At 31.6% G+C, this 25,625-nt stretch carries 18 protein-coding genes; 2 read left to right on the top strand and 16 right to left on the bottom strand.

Annotation, left to right across the window (positions count from 1 at the left end; genetic code table 11):
- Positions 1-118 precede the first annotated feature (118 nt).
- The 4 genes from CN601_RS24530 to CN601_RS24515 form a co-directional block, all read right to left on the bottom strand.
- Positions 119-4,072 (bottom strand): S8 family serine peptidase, encoded by a 3,954-nt coding sequence (locus CN601_RS24530; RefSeq protein ID WP_098172622.1) that lies wholly within the window; start codon positions 4,070-4,072, stop codon positions 119-121.
- A 485-nt stretch (positions 4,073-4,557) separates the two neighbouring features.
- On the bottom strand, positions 4,558-4,848 hold the full coding sequence (locus tag CN601_RS24525) for an SAV0927 family protein (RefSeq protein ID WP_098118308.1): 291 nt from the start codon (positions 4,846-4,848) through the stop codon (positions 4,558-4,560).
- 413 nt (positions 4,849-5,261) lie between these two features.
- On the bottom strand, positions 5,262-6,263 hold the full coding sequence (locus CN601_RS24520) for an HD-GYP domain-containing protein (protein ID WP_098172621.1): 1,002 nt from the start codon (positions 6,261-6,263) through the stop codon (positions 5,262-5,264).
- Between the two features lie 168 nt (positions 6,264-6,431).
- Positions 6,432-6,992: a GNAT family N-acetyltransferase gene (locus tag CN601_RS24515; RefSeq protein ID WP_179865679.1), complete on the bottom strand. Its 561-nt coding sequence runs from the start codon at positions 6,990-6,992 to the stop codon at positions 6,432-6,434.
- A 344-nt stretch (positions 6,993-7,336) separates the two neighbouring features.
- Between CN601_RS24515 and CN601_RS24510 the strand changes: the two genes are divergently transcribed.
- Positions 7,337-8,134 carry a formate/nitrite transporter family protein gene (locus CN601_RS24510; RefSeq protein ID WP_098118305.1) on the top strand — a complete coding sequence of 266 codons (798 nt, stop codon included), beginning with the start codon at positions 7,337-7,339 and terminating at the stop codon, positions 8,132-8,134.
- A 123-nt stretch (positions 8,135-8,257) separates the two neighbouring features.
- Here CN601_RS24510 and CN601_RS24505 read toward each other — a convergent pair whose 3' ends face one another.
- The 12 genes from CN601_RS24505 to azlC form a co-directional block, all read right to left on the bottom strand.
- A complete protein-coding gene (locus CN601_RS24505; RefSeq protein WP_098172620.1) occupies positions 8,258-9,493 on the bottom strand; it encodes an MFS transporter in 1,236 nt (411 codons plus the stop codon).
- Between the two features lie 156 nt (positions 9,494-9,649).
- Positions 9,650-10,123: a MarR family transcriptional regulator gene (locus CN601_RS24500; RefSeq protein ID WP_098172619.1), complete on the bottom strand. Its 474-nt coding sequence runs from the start codon at positions 10,121-10,123 to the stop codon at positions 9,650-9,652.
- Positions 10,124-10,316: 193 nt separating this feature from the next.
- Positions 10,317-11,339 (bottom strand): NADH:flavin oxidoreductase/NADH oxidase, encoded by a 1,023-nt coding sequence (locus tag CN601_RS24495; protein ID WP_098172618.1) that lies wholly within the window; start codon positions 11,337-11,339, stop codon positions 10,317-10,319.
- A 202-nt stretch (positions 11,340-11,541) separates the two neighbouring features.
- A complete protein-coding gene (locus tag CN601_RS24490) occupies positions 11,542-13,176 on the bottom strand; it encodes a hypothetical protein (protein WP_098172617.1) in 1,635 nt (544 codons plus the stop codon).
- A gap of 3 nt (positions 13,177-13,179) precedes the next feature.
- Positions 13,180-13,977 (bottom strand): ABC transporter ATP-binding protein, encoded by a 798-nt coding sequence (locus tag CN601_RS24485; RefSeq protein WP_257131812.1) that lies wholly within the window; start codon positions 13,975-13,977, stop codon positions 13,180-13,182.
- Positions 13,978-14,699: 722 nt separating this feature from the next.
- Positions 14,700-16,805, bottom strand: a complete 2,106-nt coding sequence (locus tag CN601_RS24480; protein WP_098172616.1) for a HelD family protein — start codon at positions 16,803-16,805, stop codon at positions 14,700-14,702.
- Between the two features lie 335 nt (positions 16,806-17,140).
- Positions 17,141-18,259 (bottom strand): Ger(x)C family spore germination protein, encoded by a 1,119-nt coding sequence (locus CN601_RS24475; protein WP_098172615.1) that lies wholly within the window; start codon positions 18,257-18,259, stop codon positions 17,141-17,143.
- A complete protein-coding gene (locus tag CN601_RS24470) occupies positions 18,256-19,353 on the bottom strand; it encodes a GerAB/ArcD/ProY family transporter (RefSeq protein WP_098172614.1) in 1,098 nt (365 codons plus the stop codon). Before CN601_RS24470 ends, CN601_RS24475 begins: the two co-directional genes overlap by 4 nt.
- A gap of 42 nt (positions 19,354-19,395) precedes the next feature.
- Positions 19,396-20,835, bottom strand: coding sequence for a spore germination protein (locus CN601_RS24465; protein WP_098172613.1), 1,440 nt, complete (start codon positions 20,833-20,835; stop codon positions 19,396-19,398).
- A 317-nt stretch (positions 20,836-21,152) separates the two neighbouring features.
- Positions 21,153-22,910 (bottom strand): adenine deaminase C-terminal domain-containing protein, encoded by a 1,758-nt coding sequence (locus tag CN601_RS24460; RefSeq protein WP_098172612.1) that lies wholly within the window; start codon positions 22,908-22,910, stop codon positions 21,153-21,155.
- Between the two features lie 18 nt (positions 22,911-22,928).
- On the bottom strand, positions 22,929-23,261 hold the full coding sequence (locus tag CN601_RS24455) for a branched-chain amino acid transporter permease (protein ID WP_098118295.1): 333 nt from the start codon (positions 23,259-23,261) through the stop codon (positions 22,929-22,931).
- Positions 23,258-24,013 (bottom strand): azaleucine resistance protein AzlC, encoded by a 756-nt coding sequence (gene azlC, locus CN601_RS24450; protein ID WP_257131811.1) that lies wholly within the window; start codon positions 24,011-24,013, stop codon positions 23,258-23,260. The genes CN601_RS24455 and azlC overlap by 4 nt, the downstream gene beginning before the upstream one ends.
- Before the next feature lie 181 nt (positions 24,014-24,194).
- Here azlC and CN601_RS24445 point away from each other — a divergent pair, with 181 nt between their 5' ends.
- On the top strand, positions 24,195-25,595 hold the full coding sequence (locus CN601_RS24445) for an aminotransferase-like domain-containing protein (protein WP_098172610.1): 1,401 nt from the start codon (positions 24,195-24,197) through the stop codon (positions 25,593-25,595).
- The last annotated feature ends 30 nt before the right edge of the window (positions 25,596-25,625 follow it).

Below are 25,625 nucleotides of genomic sequence, written 5' to 3'. Positions count from 1 at the left end.
CAACATTTATTTTCCTTTAAAAAAGTAAATTTATATATAGGAATTAAAGCAAACAAAAAAATCCTGTTACCCTTAAAAAGGGTGAAACAGGATTTTTCTGCATCGATCGAAACCTTTATTATTTAACGATCGAATATTGTGTAACTTTAAATGAATCAACATTTATTAATTTGTTTGTTGCAGCACGAGATTTTGTTCCAGTAGCAACAATTTTAATCGTATGTGTTTTATTTGATAGACTTTGAGTATTAAAAACATTTACTTTATATTTGCGGCTTGATGAGTAAAGATCAATTTGTTTTACTTTTTTACCGTCAATAAAGATGTCAGCTTTACCCATATTTTTATCTTTTAAAGCATATACTGTAACTCCTGTTCCAGTGAAATTGTATTGTAGAGATCCTTTAGATCCTTTTGTTTCATTAATCGTTCCACCAGAAGCATTTGTATATTTTAGTTTATTCCAAGTACCAGAATATTTAACATTTTTATCTGTGTTTTCTACTGATTTCGTTGTTTGAACCTTAACAGAAATACTATATTGACCTGAGCCTTTTAATGCTGAAGGAACGATATAATATATTCCATCCTTAGTTGGTTTAAATACAATTTTTTCAGTAGAAGCTGAACCAGTTGATGTTTTTAGAGCTTTTTTACCATAAATTGTTGTTGTACCAATACCGAATAAAGAAAGATTAAAGTTCGTGTTAGTAGGACCAGTTAAAGCAATTTCATATGTTTTGCCTTTTTCTAGTTTTTTAGACCACACGTCGTTTAAGTCTTTTGCATCCTTGTTCAATGTTCCTTTTGCTGTACCTTTTAATTCTAGACTTCCTATAATATCATCATCGTAAACATAAGTTATTGCAGATGAAAAAGGTGATTCTGTGTTATCAGGTGTGTTAATTACTACTACATAGTTATAAGAATGTTTTGGTTTTGCAGTCGTATCCACATAAGATGTTGTAGTAATTGGTGTTTTATTTAATTGTACATAATTAGGTTCTGTAGATTCTTTACGGTAGATGCTATATGATTTAGCTAATTTTGTAGCGTTCCATGATATAACTGGATTTTTCTTTGAAGTATCATAAGATGACTTTAATGAAACAGGGTTACTTTTAACAATAAATTTATTAAAATTTATCCCTGAAGCAGATTTTCTAGCAGCTGGGTCACTTTTACCAGTCCAAACAATTTTAATTGAGTGAGTACCGTAATTCGTAAAATCATATTTCAATAGACTTTGATTAGACTTTAATGTACTCGAATAAAGTGAAGGTGAAGCAACCTTTTTACCGTCAATATAAACATCAGCAATACCTTGAGATGAATCTTTGAAGCCTTGCCATTCAACGCTATATCCTACAAATGAAAAACTAGCATCACCAACTGAATTAATCATTGCAGCCATTTCGTTTGGTTTTTTTGAATTAAATGAAGGCATCCATCCTCCATTGTAAGTGATTGCACTAGATTCAACACCATACGTTCCACCGAAATTACCAGTATAAAGCTTATATTTTCCTGAACCGCTGTAGTCGTACACATTCACGAAGTAAATACCTGTTTCAGGTGCTACAAAGTTAATTGTTTCATTCGATGTTTTTTGATTTTCTGAGTAAGCAACCATTCCATTTTTATTATTTACAGTAGGTGTTTTTTCACCATACACATACAAATCGAAATCGCTTCCTGCTTGACCATTTAAAGTGAAATTAATACCTTGTCCTTCTTTTAATGCTACTGCATATACATCATTTTTATCAGTTTTTGAATTTAAACTACCATTTAATACACTTTTATCTAAAGGAACTCCTGGAGTTTCATTATCATCAAATTTATCTAGATCTGATGTTCTTACAAGGTTTTCCGTACCAACAAGCCCTTTTAAAGAATCAAGTTTCTTACCTTTTGCACTAGTGTATAACTTAAGCATCTCTGGAGCCATGTTTGGATTTAATCCTAATAAAATAGCAGCTGAGCCAGTTGTATGAGGAGTTGCCATTGATGTCCCGCTATAATAATCATATGCTTGTGTATAATCTGAAACATATTTTGAATTGACGATTGTTTTTGGATCATTTGATTGTACAAAATCAGCCATATAGTACGGGAAATCAAATTTATTTACATCAAATTTTGTATCTTTATAGATTCCATCAGTTAAACCTTCTACATTCAAACTAGGTCCCATATCAGAGTATACATTTAAATGTAACATATCTTTTACTAGAGAAGATTTCTCTTGCCCTGATAATGAGTTAACACCAGATAATAATAATTTACCGCCATTAGTTAAATAACCTTTTAACAGATCAGTATCTGTTTTTGTTAAAGTAGTACCTTCATCAGACATAAATCCGACAGCATTTCCTGTAAACCAAACTACAGCATCATACGATGATAAGTCGTTTGCGCTCATATAATCAGAAATTGACTCATCAGAGTTAATTGAAACTGTTTTTACAGATTTGTATTTTGATAATAAAGTTTGATAGGTTTGTAAATAGTTTTGAAAGATTTTTGAAAGCTCTGGGTCATCTGAAAAGTATTGACTCATATCATTTTCATCATCTTGTACAAGTAATATTTTCTTATTCGTATCAGTATCCGATAAATCTAAATAATTTAAGGCTTTGTCAAATGCATCTTGTCTTTGTGAATCAGATATTTTTTCATACCCAATACCATCAAAAATTGCTTTATAATTATCTCCAGTAATTTGAGCTGATGCTCCTGCTTGATTTATTTTCAATGCTTTTGTAAGTTCATCAAGTGGATATTTAGGAACTGAACTTAAAATATCAACACCAGGTGCAGCTACATCAACTGAATCAGCGCCATAATTCGAAAAATCTGCTAATTTGCCTTTGTTATCAACTGCAGCTACTGATAAAATATTTGAACTTTCAAATCCTGCAGGATATGCTCCACCTTCTTCGACATCCATTCCGTCATTACCAGAGGCAGCTACGAATAAACTATTAGAATTCTCAATTGCTTCTTGAAGTAATGGATCGTAATCATAACCAGTCCAACTGTTATTCGTAATTTTCACACCCATATTTTTTGCATATTCAATTGCTTCGATCGCATCAGCGGATGAACCACCAAAAGGACCAATGAATTTTAAAGGTAATATTTTTACGTTTGGAGCAACACCGACTACACCTTTGTTATCATCTGTACTTGCTCCTTCTAATGCAGCAGCAATTGTTCCGGATACATGTGTACCATGCTCGTCTCCATCAAGTGCATCATATACAGTGTTATCATCGTTATAAAAATCCCAACCATGAACGTCATCTATATATCCGTTATGGTCATCGTCTATCCCATTATTAGGAATTTCCTTTTTATTTGTCCAAATTTTACCAGCTAAATCCGGATGGTTTATATCTACACCTGTATCGATAACACCAACAACAACTTCAGATAGCTTTGCACTATATTTCTTCCAGCCTTCTGGTGCATCTACGTCCATATGTTCTACACCAGTGCTTCCATTTATTGTTTGACCTTTATTGTCAAGGCCCCATAATTGATCATAATAGTTTGGAGCACTATTTATGTCAGAAGCAAAATATTTATAGTTAGGTTGGACAGATTCTACGTTCTGATCCTTTTTTAGTTTAGTTATGTATTCACTCGTACTTTCGCCAGATGGTATTTTAACTACTTCTGCATTTAAAGACTTGAATTTCTTTGATGATTTTAATGAATATTTTTTCTGAAATGACGAGATTGCAGCCGTAGTCACATGCTTTTTATATTTAACAATTACTTCGCCTGTTTGGTAATTATGATTGATTTGAGATTGGTTATTTTTTAACTTTTCTCTTAATTTTGATTCGATTGCAGATTCAGACTTTTTAGCATGTACTACTTTATTGCTCGCGCTCGTTACTTCCTTCATTTGACTTTTTCTAAGACTTTTCCCAGAGTTTACCTGATTCGCCACTACCGAATTTGAACCCGTTAGTGAAGAAGCCTGAACAGTTCCAGCATAAATACTAGAAAATAACAGCATAGTCGAAACAGGTAAAGCTAAATAATTTTTTTTCTTCATTGTTGCGCCCCTTTTACTTATTTAATAGTAAATAAACTTAACCAATTCTTTGAAAGTTTAAGGTTTGATTATATTTATCTATGAAATTAATTCGAATAAATTTCATTTTTTTATATCAACCTCTTAAACTATCATATCATTTACCCCCTTTCCTTTGGAATTATTTTCTAGTGAACATTTGTAAATCCTTTTAAATCCGCCAAAAATAGAACTTTTGAATTTGAAATTTTATATTTCTGGAAATTTTTCATACGGAAATACCTACCGTTTTGAAATCAAAATAGGAATAAAGAACTACTAAAAAACCATCAAAAATGGAATGCTTTTATTGCAGTACTTTAATTTCTAATTAATATAAGTAAAAGTGGAGCGTTTAAAGTCACAATTTTTTTTAGTACGAAACATTTTTCCATAGATTCTTCTATTAAATATGTATTTTTTTAGTAAATAAAAAGAGCCTCCGAAAAAATCGGAGACTCCTACTTCTAATATTGATCACTAAACAATTTTTGGTCCAAGATTGAATGAAAAAACATTTCAAGTTCTGAGATGTCTTCTGTTGCAATGCCAAGTTTTTGATCCCAATGTTCTGGGCGGTCAATATCTTCTCTACAAAGTAAGACCATTCTTCCACTTTGGATCGAGATTACCATTGCTTTCCCGAGAAATTTTTCTGAAAAGATAACTGCAAAGTCGTAGCGATGGCTACCTGCAGCGATACAATAATAATGAATATTTTGGTTTTCATGTTCTTCTGATAAAATATAGAAATTCATCCCTACCACTCCTCTTTTTTCACTATAATTTTACTCTGGACATCCTACAAAAAAATAAATTATCGAAATTAGAAAAGAGAGTAAAAAAACTGCCTTTCTTACTAATTAGATAATAATTGCCAAAATCCCTTTATTTTTATTGTTAAAATTTTGTAATATCTGGAAATATTGTCGTAAACTCTCGAAACACTACAATAAAATGATTTGTTAAATTCTTGTTTTTTTAATTGTATACAGATAGAAAGTGTAACAATTTATGGGCTCTTTATTTTAGATTTATAGAAAATAATTACAAGAATGAGGAACTGAAATAAAGGTGGAAGTGCAAATTAGAGCGTTTCTTTTAGTTAGTATATTCCATCAAAAAAAACGGCTAATTATTTAAAATCAGCCGTTTCTTGAAATCAAATTATTTAATGTCCGATCAATAAATTTCTTCTTACATTTTCATCGATTTGTTTTGTTAAGATATTTGGGCCTTCTCTTTGTAAAACTTTCAAGAAAGTGTCAGCAATATCTGAATCAAATTGTAAGTTTTTATTGATCGTTATTTCATTTATTACCGAGTCAAAGTTTAGCTTATTTCGATAAACTCGATTTGATGTCATTGCATCGAATGTATCAGCAATTGCTGTGATTTTGGCAACGATTGGAATTTCTTCCCCACTAAGGCCGAATGGATAGCCTTTCCCATCAACTCGCTCATGGTGATACAATACCATATCTAATACTCCATTTTCGATAAAAGAAGTAATGTGGGCCATTGTTTTGTAACCGATTATTGGATGATCTTTAATTACCTCAAATTCTTCTTTTGTTAAACGACCGTTTTTAAATAAAATATGTTCTGGAATACCAATCTTACCAATATCGTGAAGCAAACCTCCAATATATAATGCTCGGCACTGCTTTACTGTAAAATTCATTTCCGTAGCAATTAAAAGAGAATATCTTGCTACATTTTCAGAATGATTTCTTGTATATGGATCTTTTGATTCAAGCGTTTTAGCTAAAGAGATAATCACATCTAACTTTTTTTTATTTGTTTTCAAATAGTTTTTTACGAGTTCAACAGATAAAAGTGTTCCAATTGAAAACACAAAGAACAAAATAATAAAATTTTGTACATTTAAGATTGAGTCTGTAAAATACAATCGAACAAATATGATAACAGTTAAATTAAGAAACAAAAAAGATTTAGGCTTATTCCAAAATCCTAGACCTAAAAGAATCGACTCAACATGGTAAAGTGGATATAATTCTATGTCAGTTAATCCATATACAAAATAATTTAGCAAAGGTACTAAAATTAAACTTACAAAATATACATACCGAAAAAGGAAAGTATTATCTAATGATATTTTAAATTTACTACCCATACTACTGCTTGTTTGATTCAAATTATATTTCTTCATTTCGAAAAAATCCTTTATATGCAATATTTAAAATTCGAATCTCTCTATTATTATTTGTTTTCTTCTACAAGATTTTTATCAATTAAACGTATTTAAAAACAACAATTTTAAGTATTTGTTCAACAAAAAAAGATAAACAGCTAAACTGTCTATCTTTTAAAAGTATTTTTAACTATGTGCGATCTTTTCCGCAAACTCTTCCTCTAAAATTGCCAAGCAAACATGGTCATACCACTGATCTCTAATTTTTAAATTTTTTCGATAGTAACCTTCTTTCACAAATCCAACTTTTTCAAGTACTCGTAAAGAAGCTAAGTTTTCTGGATTAACTTCTGAAGTTACACGGTGAAATTTCAATTCTTCAAAAGCGATTTTTAGAGCCGCGTTTAAAGCTTTTGTCATATATCCTTGACCATTAAATTTTTCTCCAATTTGATAGCCTACCATACAACTTTGTTTAGGACCTCTTGTAACAAATATAAACTGAACTTCTCCTATTAAAGTAGTAGCATCATCATCTTTTACATAAATGGCAAAATCGTACCGAGCATCTTCCGCACTTTTTTCCATAAACTCTTTGATCGTATTTAATTGTCCTTCTACTGTATAGAAGTCGTCTTTTCTTAACGTAGGCGACCATTTTTCAAAATGATCTTTATTTTCTTGATGAAGCTCAAGCTTTGCTTCTGCATCTTCAAATGTATATGGTCTTACAATAACCTCTTTCAAACTAACTCCCCCAATATAATCTTTTCTCTTTATAAAAAGCTTTTTCCAATCAGTTTCAAATCCTTTTACTTTTAAAAAAAGAAATAAAGAAACGCATGAATACATGATACTAGCGGAAAATTCTTAATAATTAAATTATACTATAAAAATATACAAAAGTACGAAATTGAGCGCTCATTTTATAAAATCCAATCATTTGCTGATCTAAATCAATACTCTCTGTTTTTGTGAAGAACACCGACAATAATTCCAAACTTGTTTATAGAGATTATTAGATTCTTATTCATACTAACAATTTCGTATATTTCTTAATCTTTAACCTCAAATTAATAAGGGGTGATTAGATGGAAATTAAACCATTATTAGAAGTTGAAAAATTGGCCTTAAAGAAATTAAAAATATTTGAACAAAGTCATTTACGCTATGTATTAAGAAGTATGCTAGCAAGTATGTTTATAGGCTTTGGTGTAATGGTAGCATTTAAAACAGGTAATGGGTTTTTCTTAGCAAATTCCCCTGTTGCTTATCCAATTGCAGCATTGACCTTTGGTTCTGCAATAGTTTTGATTTGGTACGGTGGAGGAGATCTATTCACTGGAAATACGTTTTATTATACGTATACTGCATTACGGGATAAAATGAAGTGGCCCAAAGTTTTTGAACTTCTAATATACAGTTATATAGGAAACGTTTTAGGTGCCTGTTTATTTGCATTTATCATTTATACTACTGGACTATTTGACGCACCTGACTCAAGCGCGTTTCTACTATCAGTTGTTGAACATAAAATTGATAATTCCATTTTTCATTTGTTTGCTAGAGGGATCTTATGTAATTGGCTTGTGTGCCTTGCTTTTTTTATCCCTATGGCTTTTGGAGAGACAGAAAATGGAACAAAAATTACAGCTATGATGTTATTCGTATTTTGCTTCTTTATGTCTGGTTATGAGCATAGCATTGCAAATATGTGTTCTTTTGCGATTGCACTTGTAATTCATCATCCTAATACGATTTCATTTACAGGAATTCTTCATAATCTAATTCCAGTTACAATTGGAAATCTTATAGGTGGAGAATTTATGATGGCGGTTATGTATTTTTACGCGAACAAACCATTTTTTAATGAATTAGATTCAAAATAAGATTGTTCATTAAATAATATTTTTATTTAAGCCTATAGTCTTCTAACTAATTAAAAAGGATTTTGAAACGAATTCGATCCGTTTCAAAATCCTTTTTGTTCGTAAATTCATTCAAGGCATAATTTATCCTTTTATAAACGATACCTTATACAAAACTGGTATTGCTGCTGAAATAAGAATGACCCCCATTATAGCAGGTGCGGCATGACCAAGCGAGACATAGATTTGACCTCCAATGATTGGACCAATTATTCTCGCTAGTGATTGAATTGATTGGCTACCTCCTTGAATTCTTCCTTGTTCACTTGAGTCGACAGATTTGGAGAGCATTCCATTAAATGAAGGACCAAAGATCGAATCTCCAAAACTAAAGATAACCATTCCAATGATAAATAGAGGATAAAATGTAAATATAGCTGCAGCTGCAAAAAGAATATAGCCTAAAACTTCCGAAACCATTCCAAGAATTGTTATTTGTACATCATTAAACTTCCTTAACAGTTTAGGTATTATAAATCCTTGTGAAATAATGTCTTGCACACCCATAATCGAAAACATAAGTCCGATAGCTGCAGGCTCCCAATTGAAAGTATCCATTGAGAATTGTGAAAATACTGACTGCAATGATCCGTTAGGTATCCAAAGTAAAAATGCTGAAACAAGAAGTCTACTTAAATTTTTTATAGAAAGTACGTTAACAAGTTGTGTAAAAGGATTCAACCTTTCAAATGTAATCTTTTTCAGTCTATTCTTCTTTTTTAGACTCTCAGGCATATAAAAGTATCCAAAGACAAAATTTAATAAAGTAATAACTGCACCAAAATACATCGGTACTGAATAGCCAAACTTGGCAAGTAATCCACCTAATGTTGGCCCAATAGCAACCCCCACTCCTGAAACTGCACTGACCCACCCAAAATATTTAGTGCGTTGTTCTCGTGGTGTAATATCTGCAAAATAGGCAAAAATCGTGCTTATGCTTCCACCTGTTATTCCTTCTATTATGCGTCCAGCAAATAGTACCCAAAGTGCTCCTCCAATACCAAAAACAAAGTATCCAATAGCTGAACCTAAAAGGCATACTAAAAGTAATGGACGACGACCATATCTGTCGCTTAACGCTCCAAGTCCTGGTGCTCCAAAAAACACGCAGATTGCATAAACAGAAGTTAGCATCGTAACAAAAATAGCTTGATCTTCTGGATTACTAACATATGGTTTTATTAAGAATGGGACGACGGGTGCAATAATGCTGAACCCTAATCCGCATAGAAATACTGACATGAGTCCGAATAGTAGCGCTTTTTTATCTATTGATTGTTTTATTTTCATTTCATCGAGTGATTTAGATTTGAACATCAAGTTCTCCCTTCAAGAATCGCATTTTAGTTTCCTTGGAAACATATTTATCATATCGCCATTTTGTTTCCTCGTCAACAAAAAATCGAAATAAAAAAACAGCCTTTTCAATTAAGCTGGCTGCCTTTGTTTCCATTATTTTATTGCTACTTTACTTTATTCTGACTTAAGTTCTATACCTTGTTTCTTTATTTCCGTATCCAAATGTACATTATATTTTTCTATAAAATGAAGCATGCTATCATATTGTTCCTCGGTTACTTGTTCAAATACAACTTTATCTCGTTCACGAAATTCTTGATGTAGTTCAGCATGGACTTTGTCAATTTCTTTACCTTGCTCTGTAAGCCTAAAATAGATTTCTTTTTTATTATCCGGCTTTTGGTAGCTTTCAATTAGTCCTTTTTGCATCAGTTTTTTAGTAATTTTTGTTATGGCTCCTCTTGTCATATATAAAGACTCCGCAAGTTTTGTTACATTAGGATCAACAATTCTACCAATTGATTCGATGCAATGTACTTCTGAAGATTTATGACCATTCAGACCGACTTCCATCTTAACCTTATTAAGCCAAGACATTTTGTTATATAGTTCCCTGAAACCCATTAAAACCTGCTCTTCTTTGTTCATAGCCAGTCCGCTCACCACCCGTCTGTTCTTTACCTATATTATAGTAAATATTGTATAGATTTCAAAAATCTATTTGTTTAGAAGTGAATTATTATACAAATGAACGCTATTTTTTCCAAACAACAAAAAAACGACAAGCAGGGCAAGTATGAATATACTTGCCCCGTGTAAAAAAAAATTATCTACTTTTTAATTAATAAGCTCTTTCATATGGCTTAGGAGTAAGAGGTTTTCCGTCAAGTACTATTGAAGCATTGTTTGCCCAATAAGGATTACTTAACATTCCACGACCTACAGCAATTAAATCAGCTTCTTGATTACCAAGAACAGTTTCTGCAACGTTAACATCATCTAATTTTCCGACTGCAATGACAGGAACATTAACTTCTTGTTTTATATGTTCAGCTAATTTAACTTGGTAACCAGGATGCGAACCAGGTCTTCCTCCAGAACCAATTGGACCTTCACCACCAGAAGAAATATGGAAAATATCCACACCAGCATCACGGAATGCCTTAGCCATTTCAGTTGAATAATCGAGATCATAGCCTCCATCTACATATTCTACTGCAGATATTCGCATAATCAGTGGCATATCTTCTGGCATTACGCTTTTAGCAGCTTTGATGACTTCTTTCCCAAATAAAAACTTATCTTGACCGTATTCATCTGATCTATGGTTTGTATATGCAGAAGCAAATTGGTGAATTAAATAGCCATGTGCTCCGTGAAGTTCAATTGTATCCACACCAGCAAGTACTGCACGCTCTACACCTTTTTTGAACTTTTCGACCATTTCTTTAACTTCATTAGTCGTTAACTCATGTGGAGTTTTTGAATTCTCATTAAAAGCGATTGGTGATGATGATACTGGATTTGGCGCATCCTCAGCTTTACGGCCCGCATGAGCAATCTGAATCGCTACTTTTGCACCATATTTATGACACTCATCAATAATTCGCTTAAAGGCAGAAGTATGCTCATCGCTCCAAATGCCTAAGCAATAATCTGTAATACGACCTCGGTCTTCAACATTTGTCATTTCAATAATAATTAAACCCGTACCACCAATTGCACGGCTAGTATAATGAACAAAATGCCAATCAGTTGGAATTCCATCCTTCAAGTGAACTGAATATTGACACATAGGCGGCATTACAACTCTATTTTTTAATTCTAATCCTTTGTATTTAAACGGTTTGAATAAATTTGACATAGTCAACTTCCCTTCATAAACATTCTAAAAAGTATACTCTCCCATAATATCCCACTCTTGCATAAAGTACTAATTAATTGCTTAGTAGTGATCGCTAGTAAAATTTCCAGTTTAATCCCTCAATAAGCCCATAAATAAAAAAAGTAGAAAGCATTTGCCTTCTACTTTTTATTATGAAGTAATTATCCCACATTTTTTTATTTCAATACTTCCAAATCGTTTTATATGCTTGCTTCCATGAAATGAAAGTTACAATAATTAATACTAGTAAGTATATAAATACACCAAATGGAATAAACGTTACGCCATAATGAATTAGAGCTAAAATCCCACCAATTATCATTGCAATAAAGATTTTAATTCCAGAATTTGCTTGTGCATCATCAAACGATTCAGAAAATGGCAATGTTCCTTTAAGATAATTTGAACAGATCACTGTATATAATATTGAACTGACAAATACAACCAAAATATGCGGAATGATTTTAATGCCAAAAATACCAATAAATATTAAACTTAAAACAATATATACAGGGAAATATAGATTCGCAATAAATGCTTTTAACGTTGCGCTATATAATGGTGCAAGATTTGATACTGGTGCAGTTTTATAAATCCATGCTCCTTTATATTTACCAGAATACTTTAACATTGCGATTGCATTAGGAATAATTAAACAAGACATATAGATTGTTAAATAACTTTTACCTGATGCCAGATGATGATATGAAGACAATTGTAATTGATTAAATAAAAAAACGAACGGTAGAACAATTGATAATCCTAAGGATGGATAAACTTTTAAACGGAATTCCCTTTCATTTCGCATCATTAGATCTGCAAATCTAAAGAACACCTTCTCTTCACTACTACTACAAATTACGCTAGATAGCCAATTTTTCCATTTGCTTTCCTTTTTTTTGACGATCCCACTATTATTTGTTAATTTTTGAAGATTTTTTTCAAACGAAGGCATCATTGCGTTATACACTCCGATTGCAATAATAGGAATTATGATTGCCAAAAAGGAAAAACATGTAAGATAGATACTCGAGTGACGATTTAAAATTAGCTCAAAGGGAGCCCCAAACCAAATAGGTGGGATTAGAAATTGCCACCAACTTGGAGAAAATTTTATATCTAAATTAACTAAGCTAAAAGCTCGACCAACGAGCTGATACCCAACTAATATTGAGATTGATAGGCCAATTTGAACGTAATTAATTATATCCTTTAGTTTTTCACCATCAAAAAATCGTAATATAAAATAATAAATAATCGAGGTTAAGACGACAATAAATAAATTGAGAAGAATAAGTTCAAAAATTGCCATTATTAAAAACAAAAATCCATGCTTAAATGTACCAACAACTATTGGCAAAGCAGTTAGGGATGCGGTTATTAATAACAGATAGATTGATATATGTACAGTTTTTGCGGCGGTAACTGTCTTTTTTGCAATCGGTTTCGTATGAAGAATCCCTTTATCTTTAATATCTAGTAAAACATTCGAAAAGTCGGAAATCATCGATGTCATCACGAGAAACATAACGACTCCGAAAAAAGCACTCATACTAAAGATGTAACTTTTTCCAAAAATCACTAAAGGAATGAGCATAAGACTTAGTAACACATACATTCCTAAGGATTTTATTATGCCATTATCTTCATCCTTATGTTTTTTCTTGTTGTTTTGATTAAAAATTGTCGGTGTCCTACGGCTATCCATTGTTAATTTAACAACTAAAATTTTCCGCATGATTGGAAACTCGATACCAAATAATTCAAATATAGGCCGGAATAAATCTAAGATTTTTAACATTGGGAAGTCTTTCACTTTTTACCCCCCTTTTACGATGGAAACAAATTCCTCAGCTAATGCTTGGTGCTCATTGAATCCTGTGAGCTGATTAAAAATTTGTTCCAACGATCCTTCTACATTTTGTTCCTTTAATTCTTTAAAACTACCATCTGCTACAATTTTACCGTCATTGATTAGTATAATTCGGTTACTAATCTTCTCAACAACATCCATTATATGTGAAGAGTAAAAAATAGTTTTTCCATTAGCTGCTAGAATATCTAGTATTTCTTTAAATACCATTACGCTATTTGCATCAAGTCCACTGAGTGGCTCATCTAAAAACAATAGGTCTGGATTATGGATTAAACTAGAAATAATCAGGACTTTTTGCCTCATTCCTTTTGAAAAAGAAGCAATTCGTGATAAATAAACTTCCTCCAACCCAAAGACCTTCATTAGTTTTGCAGCCTTTTCATCCGCCTCATTAAATTCCATTCCATACAACTCACCAATAAAAGTTAAATACTCTCTAGCCGTAAGATTATCATATAGCTCGGCAATTTCAGGTACATAGCCAATCTTCTTTTTATATTCCACACTTTGAACAGTGACCTCTTCGCCAAAAATTTCTACTCTACCAGAATAGTCCCCTTCTAGCCCCAATAATATTTTAATAGTCGTACTCTTACCAGCTCCATTCGGTCCTATATAGCCGATAATTTGTCCACGATTTACGGTTAAATCAATCCCTTTTAAAACTGATTTTGCTCCATAATCCTTTCTCAAATCCCTTAAACATAATACAACTTCTTCATTTGCTTCGATGATCGTCACCCACTTTTTTAGTTATTACCTTAATATTAATAGACTAATATTCAAGTTGAAATGAGTAAGAAATACCATATTTTAGGTTTTATATGGAAAATTATGTAAGGACTATGAACCGGAGTTTAATTTTAAAAAGTATAAATCTAAGGTTTTATCGATTTTCGATTAATTAATTTGGATAGCATTAACTGAACATTATATGGAACCAAATAAGATCCTCCACTTTTATATCCATAAACATATCCGCTGATATACAAACCTATTTATTATCCATTCTTTATATACATCCGAGGTATTCGAATATTACTATTCTTTTTTGCAATTGAAAATATCGTTTATTTTATTGAAAAGTAGCTGATTTTTCTCATTTTTGGTTCGAATCAAATAGAATAAAAGCAAATTTGATTTTTTCCATATGAAATGAAATAAAATAGTATCCATTTAGACTGATATAACTTGCCGGGTTTGGTGATTTTAGATTTTTATTGCGATTCTTCGTTTTTAATTGCGAATCTCCATTTTTAATTGCGATTCTTCGTTTTTATTTGCGATTACCCTTTTTTATTTGCGATTCTCTATTTTTATTTGCGATTCTCCATTTTTATTTGCGAATCTCCATTTTCTTTACAAAAAAAAAGCCCCCTAATGCTTAAGGGGACCCTCATTATATAAACAATTGCAAACTGTTCTAAAGTAAATATTTTCCAATAACGAAAAACTTCGTGTTATTATTCTGATGCACTAATATTCTCAAGAAGCGGAGACTTATTTCCTGAGTAGAATACTAATAAATTGTGGAGTGCACGGGTACAACCTACATAAAGCAGTTTAGCGTTCTGTTTAGTCTCTTCGTAATGCTGATCATCTACGTCGACAAGGAGAACGGCATCAAATTCTAGTCCTTTTGAGAGATAAACTGGTACTACAGAAATACCACCTTCGTATTTTCTCTGTTTAGCATGAATAAAGGTTGATTCTTGCCCTGCGTCTGATAAGGCTTTATGCAATATTGCACACTCATCCTCTGTACGCCCGATAATTGCAATCGTATCCATATTATCTTTTTTCATATGTTCAATTGATTTGATTATTTTATGAATGCGATTTGTTTGATTCACTTCTATTATTTTTACTTTTTCACCACTACGAAATACTGGATTAGCTAGGCTAACAGGTATATTGGCCTTTTTAATAATTTCGTTAGCAAAGTGAATGATTTCCATTGTAGAGCGGTAGCTTCGATTTAATTCGTAATATTTTACTTCTTTCTCTTCAAAAACATCTAAAAATTCATCCCATGTATTGATGCCTTGATATTCGTGGATGGCTTGAGATAAATCCCCCAAAATGGTAAATGAATTTCCGATTGTTAATTGCCTTAATAAGGCTATTTGAAAAGCTGAAAAATCTTGTGCTTCGTCTACAATTACATGATGAAATTTTTGCTTTGACTCAATTCCTAAAAGACGGTTATGTATATAGACAAGTGGTGCTAAATCTTCTTGGTCCATTTCTTTCTTTTTACAACTCAAAGAAGTCGTTTTAATAATATCTTTTGGTATTTCATCTGCTTGTGATGTGTTTGTGAATAGTGTTTTATAGAAAGAAAGTGCAGTATGCTTTGGCCATTGCTTCATATAAGTATTTAAATATTGAGTTGCTTTTTTCTTTTTCTCTTTTTTTATGTTCGTCTCTTCAATATACTTTAATTCATTATCAATCCATTGCTTAAGCCTTGCTATAATGCGCTCTCTTCGTTTAGCAAGTGGATAATGCTTGTATTCTATGTTAAACCAATTTTTTAGTGTTTCTTTATCAATCAATTTATTTTTCCATGGTTTAAAATCATTTTCAGGAACAGCTGAGGCTTCGTAATCATCCATGCAACGATCAATAAAATTCATAAAATGGGTTGAGCCTTTCCATTTCCCTGGAGTAGTATCATTGATTTCAAGGCGATCAGCACCAATTGCGAACCACTTTTTTTGATTTTCAGATGAATCCTTAAGTTTTACTTCATAGTCGAGAATAGTTAATGCCCAATCTGAGAAGGTTGTTTGTTGGATCCCTCCTACACCTAACTCTGGCAGTACGTTTGAAATATAATCTAGAAACATATTGTTGGGTGCAAAAATAATCATTTTATCGGCCGTTAATGTTTCGCGGTATTGATAAATCAGAAAAGCAAGTCGATGAAGAGCGACAGTAGTTTTTCCACTTCCTGCAACCCCTTGTATAACTAAAGGTGTATTTTTGGGTGAACGAATAATATCATTTTGTTCAGATTGAATAGTAGAAACAATATCCTTTAAACGATTGTCTTTGTTTTCGCTTAAACGATAAAGTAGAAAATCATCAGTAACTGATAAATCTTGATTTCCTTTAACATATGTATCTACAACGCGTTGGAGATTTTTTTTGCGGATTACGATGTTTCGTTTTAAATAGATTATGCCTTCGATAATACCTTCAGGAGATTCATAATAAGCTGGGTCATCTCCTCCTGTAAACGAATAAAACATACTTGCAATAGGAGCACGCCAATCGATTACCATTGGATTTTCTGTTGCTTGGTCCGATACTCCTACTTTTCCAATATAAACCGGTAATGTTTCCTTTTGCTCTTCTTCAAAATCCATTCTACCAAAATATGGTTCATTTTTAGCTAAACGAAGATTTCTTCGATTGTTTTCTCGAATTCCTTCAAGTACTTGCTCAGTTACGTCACTACCAGTATAAACTGAAATCCCTTCAAGTTTTGTTAACTGCCGCTCCATTTCATCTAAAATTGTGTTTAGGTATTGAAGTTCTTCGTCGAATTGTTGTGTAGACATTTTCAAACCTCCTTATATGTAATTAAATAGCCGAATTTTCAGACGGAAAAATATTGTATCAAAAATTCCATTAGAATGTAAAGAGTTTTTTGAAAATAAAATAATTGAGATAGAAACTGAGTAAATTAATTTATCTAAACATAAGAGCAAAGGTTTTATTTCTAATCAGTTTAATATAAAAAAGATGAAACCTGTAGAATACAGAAATCATCTTCTTTATAAGACTAAACGTTAACTTAATATCTTCTCCAAAGGGAATTTGTAAGCAGATAAAAGCTCCTCTTTTACATAGTTCTAATTTCAACTTCTTCACAAAGAATATTTTCATTGAATACTTACATTGATATCCCTTTATCAACCACAATAACCTTAACTTTAACCTTAATTTTTGATTGTTGAAATGCACCAACCCAATTATCTTCAACTTTTTTCCACTCTGAGTATTTAAATGATCTTGCAAAAAGCCCGAGGCCAATTGGATCCAACTTATCATTTTGAAGGGATTTAACAAAAGTATTTAGTTCTTTTTCTAATTCTTTTTCAATTTCTTTTTTTAACTTTCCTTGCGAATTGTCATTTAACTTAATTGGAGATTCAGTTATTGCTACGGGTAATTTAAGGTTTATATTAAATTCATATTTACCATCTTTATATTTCTTTTTTACATTTCTTTTAATATCCATTATATAAAAACTTATTTTTTCTTTAGATATAGTATTTTCATTTTTTTTGTGTTGTTTCGCTTTTAACCACATAGATATTTGTCCTTCTGTATTAGCTCGTAAGATTTTTAATAGTAGTGTTTCCTTTAATGATAGAGTCCTACGATATTGGTTTTGTTTGTTTAATAATGTTGTTCCACTGATTTCCAAAACATCATCTTTTAAAGTTAATTCAGGTGCAAATGGTGTGATACCTTTTTCCGAATTCATACTGTAATAATTTCGCAATGATGTTCGCACGGAGACATTTCTAAAATTAGCAGTTTTAATTAATTGCGGAATAAATATTGATAATCTTGGTTTATTCTTCGGACTAAATTCAATTACGTCTGAAACAGGACCATTAACAAATACGATATCAGCATTAAGACGCATCTTTGGATCACGGTAAAATACATCTAAAATAGAAAACCAGTCTTTATAATTAATTATTTTTCTACCAATTAATACAGTTTGTACTTTTCCCCCTGCTGTAATTCCTGTTGCTCTTGAATCTATAAAATCACTAGCCTCTTTTATTGACAAACTTTTCACTTTAAATTGTTCATTTTTTTCATTCGCTTCTTTACTAAAAACAGGGCTTGCCATATAAACATTAACTTCACCTTGCTCGTCTATATCGATTCCATATAAAAGTGCCATTGTAATGTCTTCAATATTAATTTTATCTTTACAGCCAGTTAAACCAATTAATAACATAACAATTAACAAATATATAGCAATCTTTTTCATTTTGTTGTCACCCTAAACTTATCTTTTTTTACTATTCCACCTATCCATAAAAGTAGAGGTAATCCTAAAATAACGATAAGTCCCGTATAAGAAAGGATTTTTAATTGAAAATGAATTAATTTAAAGGACGGAATGAATAGATACGTACAAATGAAGATTATGCTAAAAAAAGTTATAACAAAAAGTGGAAATCTTTTTATTTTATATAACACAAAAAAACCGTCCAATCCTGCCCAAAAATAAGTAACCCATGTTTTTGAAATTACCATAAATAGTAATGATAATAGAATTACATCCATTCGCTCTATAAATTGAAATTCGATAATACTTAACATATCAATAACAGGTGAAAAAACAGATAATATTTCATAAGGACCATAATTCACAAAACTAACTATTGTTACAAATAAATATGTAAACGAACTCATCATATTAGCAATAATTACGCCATTCACTGCTTTTTCTTTTTTATCTAAATATGGATAGATTACGAATATTATTTCAAGTCCTAAAAATGACATTGTCGTTGAAGGAACAGATTTTAAAATAGGCATCCAGCCTTCTTTAATGATAGGAAATAGATTTTTAAAGTTTGGCTCTTTTAATGTTAAAAATAACATAAGTATGAAAAGAATAACGATTGGAAAGATCGTTTCAATATATTTCGCAATTAAATGAATACCACCTGTTATTAATTGATAAGTCGGGATTAGAAATAAGAACAATATAACATAAGCACCAGTATGTTGAAGTAAATATCCTTGAACAAATAATACAGATAACATTAACACTAAATAACCAGCATATAAGAAATAGATTGACAGTAATAATAAACATGCTTTCCCAATTATTTTACCTAAATAAATAGTCATTAGAGACGAAAAATTTTCATGTGGAACTTTTTGGCTTATTTTTATATATAAAATACTAAGTAATGTAGAGATTAAACCTCCAATTAATATTGAAATCCAACCGCTAGTACCTGATTTTCCAGCTAATTCATGAGGTAGAGATACCATTCCAATTCCTATTTGTACTCCAAAAATTGTAAGAACAAATTGGTAGTATGAAATGTTCAATTTGGTGATATTCATTTGATAATCACATCCAATATTCTCTTATCCTTTTTTATGGATTTATTTTGACTTTTTCCAAAGATAGTTTAATGGCATTCGAATAAAAGTATCCTTTAATTGATTAAAAATAATTGGTGATAATGGTGAAGAATACGAGGAATTGAAGCTCTTTAATGATAATCCGTGTACGATTAAGATCATCGTGCTTATAACAAGTCCGAATATGCCAAAGAATGATGCCATCACCATTATAGGAAATCTTAAAATACGTAAACTTGATGCCATTTCATATTTAGGGATGATAAAAGATGAAATAGCAGTCAATGCAACTACTATAACCATAATATTACTTACAATTCCTGCTTGAACTGCAGCTTGACCAATTACAATTCCTCCAACAACTCCTACTGTTGTACTAATTGGTGCAGGTAATCTAATACCAGCTTCTCTTAGCATTTCTAAAGTAATTTCCATAATAATTGCTTCAAATAAAGGGTCAAAAGGCACCTGTGCACGTGATTCACCTATTGAAAAAAGTAATTTTAATGGTACAACTTCATAGTTGAATGAAACAATTGCAATATATATTCCTGGTAAATAGAGTGTTATAAGGAATGCAACAATTCTAAGTAGACGATTAAAGGAAGCTACTAAAGTTCTAGAAGAATAATCATCAATACTTGTAAAAAAAGAGATGAACTCCGAAGGTAAAATAATGACTTCAGATGAACGATCTAAAATTAGAACGACTTTTCCTTTTAATATAGCTGAAGCTGCTTCATCTGGTCTTTCAGTCGTTAATATTTGTGGGAATGGTGAGTATTGATTTCTTTCCATTAATTGAGCTAATTGATTTGCATTTAGTACTGAATCTATTTTTATTTCTGAAATTCTATTTTCTACAGATAATAGGATTTTCTCGTCAACTACACCATCTAAATAAGCGATTGACACGATGCTTCTATTCTCACTTCCAATTTCAGTTTGTTTTGTTAGAAAATCTCTATTTTGAATAAATCTGCGGAGCAAGGCAATGTTAGCTTGATACGTTTCAACAAAAGAAATTCTTGAACCTTTCAGCGAATTATCGATATTTGGTGGCATGAATTGCCGATGAGGTGGATTCTCAGTAGAATAAATAAAAGCAGATGAGACCCCATCTAAAAATAAAATACTTTTACCATCTAATACAGATTTTTCGATTTTACCAATTCGAATCGTACTTTCCGTATTATTATTTACGAATATCTCAAAATCTTCCTTTTGCGAAATGATATTATTAATAAATGATTCAATTTTTTGTTCATTTACAAGACCAGATAAATAAATTAAAAGTGCAGGCTTTCCATCAATAATTAGAATTTTTTTTACAAGGTCAGAAGTAGGGAAAATTGATTCTATGATTTCTAAGTTTTCATTAATATTTCCATCAGGATTTATTGTGAAATTATGGATATTATTTTTCTTATTTTTTTCGTTTCTTCCATTTGAACGATCCACTAATCATTTCATCCTTTCGCTAAAAACTTTAGAACTATTTAAGAAATATCACCCTATCATCCTCTAATCAATAAATTATCTCAATTAGTATACTCTTATTTGTTATTTTTCATAATTGTGAGTTTAAATAAATAATAAGTGTAAAGAAATTTAATCTAATCGATTGTGCTTAGCTTTAGATAGGTTAGTTTTTCAATCTCATATAAATAAAAAGGCATGAATCTGATACATTTCCAGATTCATGCCTAAAACGAAAGCCTATCTATTTTTTTATTTGTTAAACATTAACAATTAGTTCTCCAATCTTTATTTTTTCCTTAAATTATTTTCTGAGGAACTTCCCTTTTTATTGGAGAAACTAAAATCTTATTGTTTTTCACGTCATATAAACCTCTAGGAGTTAAGCGAATAAAAGGTAAATGGGTTGCAGAAAAGAATAATAATGTGAAAGCAGGATCGTCATATAGATATCCTTTTTCTTTTAATAATTTAATCATTTTTTTCTCAATTTTAATTAATTTTTCCAATTCTAATTCAGACATGCTTCCTCTTAATGGTAGAGATACTTCGTGAAGAACTTCATTTTCTTCAACTAATACCATTCCACCACCGATTTCTTTCATTCGTTCAAATGCTTTCAACATATCTGACTTTCTTTTACCTAAAATTAAAATATCCCCTGTACCTGAATAAGAACTTGCAAACCCTCCAATATGATGAGCAAATCCTTTAACTAACGTATTTAATCTCCAAGTGCCGTTTCTAGCAACCATTAAAAGGAAGCATTCATCATGTTCGAAGGATAACTCATCAGAATCTAATTCTAGTTTGCTTACATAAGGTTTTGTAATCACATTGTTTACTAAATTAATACCATTTGAGTTTGTAATAGATAAATCTTCTTTATGTAGAGACCAATTTAAATCTAGTTTAGAGAACTGATGTTTTTCCCAGTCGATCGGCAAATAATGATCAAACACTTTTCCGTCTTTTTTAATCCATTGACCCTTTGCTAAAACACTTATAGGTGTTGGGTTTTCTTTACTTTCTAATACATTAATATTAGCAATTCTCCCTGTAGCAATTGAACCGTGTAAATGCTCTAAATTATAATAACGAGCAACATTGTAGCTTGCCATGTTATAAGCTTCAATTAAAGGTATTTCATGACGAATTGCTATTTTTATTAGTTCATCAGTCATTCCATTTTCATAAAAATAAGGATGTGAACCATCGGTAGTGAAGAAAAATCGATCAAACTTTTGGATCCCTAATTCCTTAATTTCTTTTAAAAGAACTTCTAAATCAGGTCGAATTGACGAGTGTCTAAGTGATACAGTATAGCCCTGCATTAAACGCATTACTGCTTCTTCTCCTGTCATTGCTTCATGGTCACAATCTGCACCTAATAACATTAGTTTCGCTAATGTACGTTCTGATGCACCAGGGAAATGTCCTTCGATTTTCTTATTTAGTCTTTTTGTTTCTTGTATCCAGGTAAGCATTTGATCATCACCGTTTAATAGCTTCGGCCACGCAGTTAGCTCTCCACCTTGTAAAACTAATTCATTTTCGAGCCAAGAAATTACATCTTTCGAATTAAAAATCTCATTATTATTCGGAAATTCTGTTTGTCCGTCGAATCGGCACCACCAATACATGCTTGATGGTATGTTTTTAAAATCATTTAATAGTTCAAATGCAGCATTAGTAGGCAATTCTAAGAAAAATTTTAGATTATCATTTATTAAAGTTGTTGTACCAAATTGACCTGCATGTTTTGCTAAAGTTAGTGGATTATAAAGCTGATATGGATGTGAATGAGGTTCTATATAACCCGGAACTAAAAATTGACCTTCACAATTTACTACTTCAATACCTTCTAAGTTCTCCGGAAGATTTTCTCCAACGTATATAATCCGATCTTGATAAATCCAAATATTTCCATGCATCCATTGATTCAAGTATGTATTTAAGTAGGTTGCATTTTTTAAAATGATGTGAGGATTTATTACTTCATCAAGAACATTTACTTGGTCTCTTATTTGTTTATTACTCCATCTATAATTTTCCACCTTTTCACCCCTTAATTTTTAAAATAAAAATTGCACTAAAATCATGTAAATAATCGTGCCTCCCGCTATAGAAAGTAGCATCATTTTCTTCCAAAGATGGAGAAAGGCAACAACTAATACAGCAATAAACTCGGGAATACCATGACTACCAGAAAATACATTTACATTTTTAAAGCAATATACAACTAAAAGCCCAATTACAGCAGGTGGAAGGGCTTTACCTAAATACTGAACATACTTTGGTGTAGGCTTACCTGCTGGAAAAATGATAAATGGAAGATATCTTGTAAGTATTGTACCTAAAACAACCATTGATATGGTAATAATTTGCTGTGTTACATTCATCGTCATACTGAAACCTCCTCAACTTTCTCAGGTGGTTTTCTAAGTACACTGAGAGTCACAAGAATTGTAAGCATCGCAGGAATAATAAAATTATTTCCTCCAAAAATTATTAAACAAATAGTTGAAAGTCCAACTCCAACTATTGCACTCATATGTTTAGTCTCCTTCTTCCACTGCTCAATGAAAATGACAACAAAAAGAGCAGTCATTACGAATACAAGTCCTTTAGTATTGAATTTTACAAGTGAACCAAAAATCCCTCCAATTGATGCTCCGATAACCCAATACACATGATTAAGAAATGTAACAAAAAACATAAACCAGCTCTTATCCACATTATTTGGTATATCAGCAGTATAGTTGATCGAAAAAGACTCATCGCATAGTCCGAAAATTAAATAAAACTTTTTCTTTCCGCTATCTTTATATTTATCTAGCATTGAAATACCATAAAACAAATGTCGTGCATTCACCATTAAGGTTAGAAGTAGGGCGTTAATCGGATTAAAGCTCATGAGTAAAAGGTTTGCTGCAAGAAACTCCATAGATCCAGCAAAGATGGTTAAACTCATCAATATCGGGTAAATCGCACTAAATCCTAATGAGTTCATGAAAATGCCATAGGCAATTCCTAAAAATAAAAATCCTGCTAATATTGGTACTGTGTGTGGAAAAGCTATGCGAAATGCCATCCATATTTTGTTTCCTTTTTTCATAGACTCACTTCCTGTATCGTTAAATTTATTATAATTTAACATACAAAATCCATACAAAAAACGAATTAATTGTATGGATTACAATTTTCTAAAAATTAAATCAAGTAAAGTGTATGGTTTATTTACATAGATTCTTACTCAAACTGGAAATGAATCTTATTTTTAGAATTCCATACAAAAATGATATAATTGTATGGAATTAATATATAAGGGTGGAAAATTTATGCCAGTAAATTCATTTGAAAATTATCCGATGTCTTGGAAACCTGATAAACAGTCATTAAAACGGCCTTACTATCATTCAATTGCACTCCTTCTTGAACAAGATATTATAAATGGCTTTTTGGCACCTGGTACAAAGCTACCACCGCAACGAGAATTAGCGGATTATCTTGACATAAATTTTACAACGATTACCCGAGCCTATAAAATATGTGAGGTAAAAGGTTTAATTTACGCTATAACAGGAAGCGGAACATTTGTGGCCCCAAATGCAGCCCGTTCGATCACGATTTCAACAGATAAAACAGCAAACTATATTGACCTTGGATTTGTGGCATCTTTTGAACAAACCAATAATGTTGTGACAGAAGCTATCCAGAAAGTAGTCAATAAAAACTATTTAGACCAATTATTAAATTACAATGATCCAACCGGTATCCCACATCAGAAGGCGGCGGCACTTAACTGGATGGAAGCCTTCGGTATAAAAGCTGCTCAAGAACATGTAGCAATTGTGTCTGGTACTCAAAATGCATTGACGCTTGCTTTGGCAAGTTTATTTGAGCCAGGCAATCGAATTGCAACCGATTTTTATACATTTTCAAATTTTATCGAGTTAGCAAAGATGCTTCACATTCAATTAATCCCAATTCCTGGAGATCAGTATGGGATGATGCCTGATGAACTTGAAAAGCAATGTAGCCAGTTAAATATACATGGAATATTCCTAATGCCTTCATGTTCTAACCCAACCACAGTAATGATTTCTGACATTCGAAAACATGAATTAGCTTCAATCATACGAAAGTATCGGTTAATTTTAATTGAAGATGATATTCATGCATTCTTAACTGCTGGAATAATAGCTGATTATCAACAACCTATGTATAACCTAGTTCCAGAACAAAGCGTATATATTTGTGGTACATCAAAGTCTATATGTTCTGGGTTGAGAGTTGCTTATATGGTTTTTGGTGAGGCACTACGAGAGAAAATTTCGCATGGTATTTTTAATATTAATGTCAAGACATCTTCACTTGATGTTGAAGTGATCACTGAACTGATCTTATCTGGAAAAGCACATGAGATCGTTCATCAAAAAAAACAGCTCGCTGAAACCGTAAACGATCTTTATTCAACCTATTTTCCCTTAAATACGAGTGGCCATCCACTTTGTTTTTATCGTTGGCTTCCAATACATGGACATAGTAATGGAATAAGTTTTGAAGCGAATTTAAATAAGCTAGGAATACGTGTATTTCATTCTGATCGTTTTCTAAGTGGGCATGATTCCTCTGAAAAGTATGTACGTATTGCACTTTCTTCTACACATTCCTTAGATGAGCTAGATACAGGATTAAAAGTATTATCACAATATCTCGATAATCAGATGAAATGTTAAACGTTCTTATATTGCATGCATGAAGAAAGG

The organism is Bacillus sp. AFS017336, assembly GCF_002555445.1.
GTDB lineage: Bacteria > Bacillota > Bacilli > Bacillales > Bacillaceae_G > Gottfriedia.
Note: the sequence above shows the minus strand (reverse complement) of the source record. Positions and strands in the feature narration are given on the sequence as shown.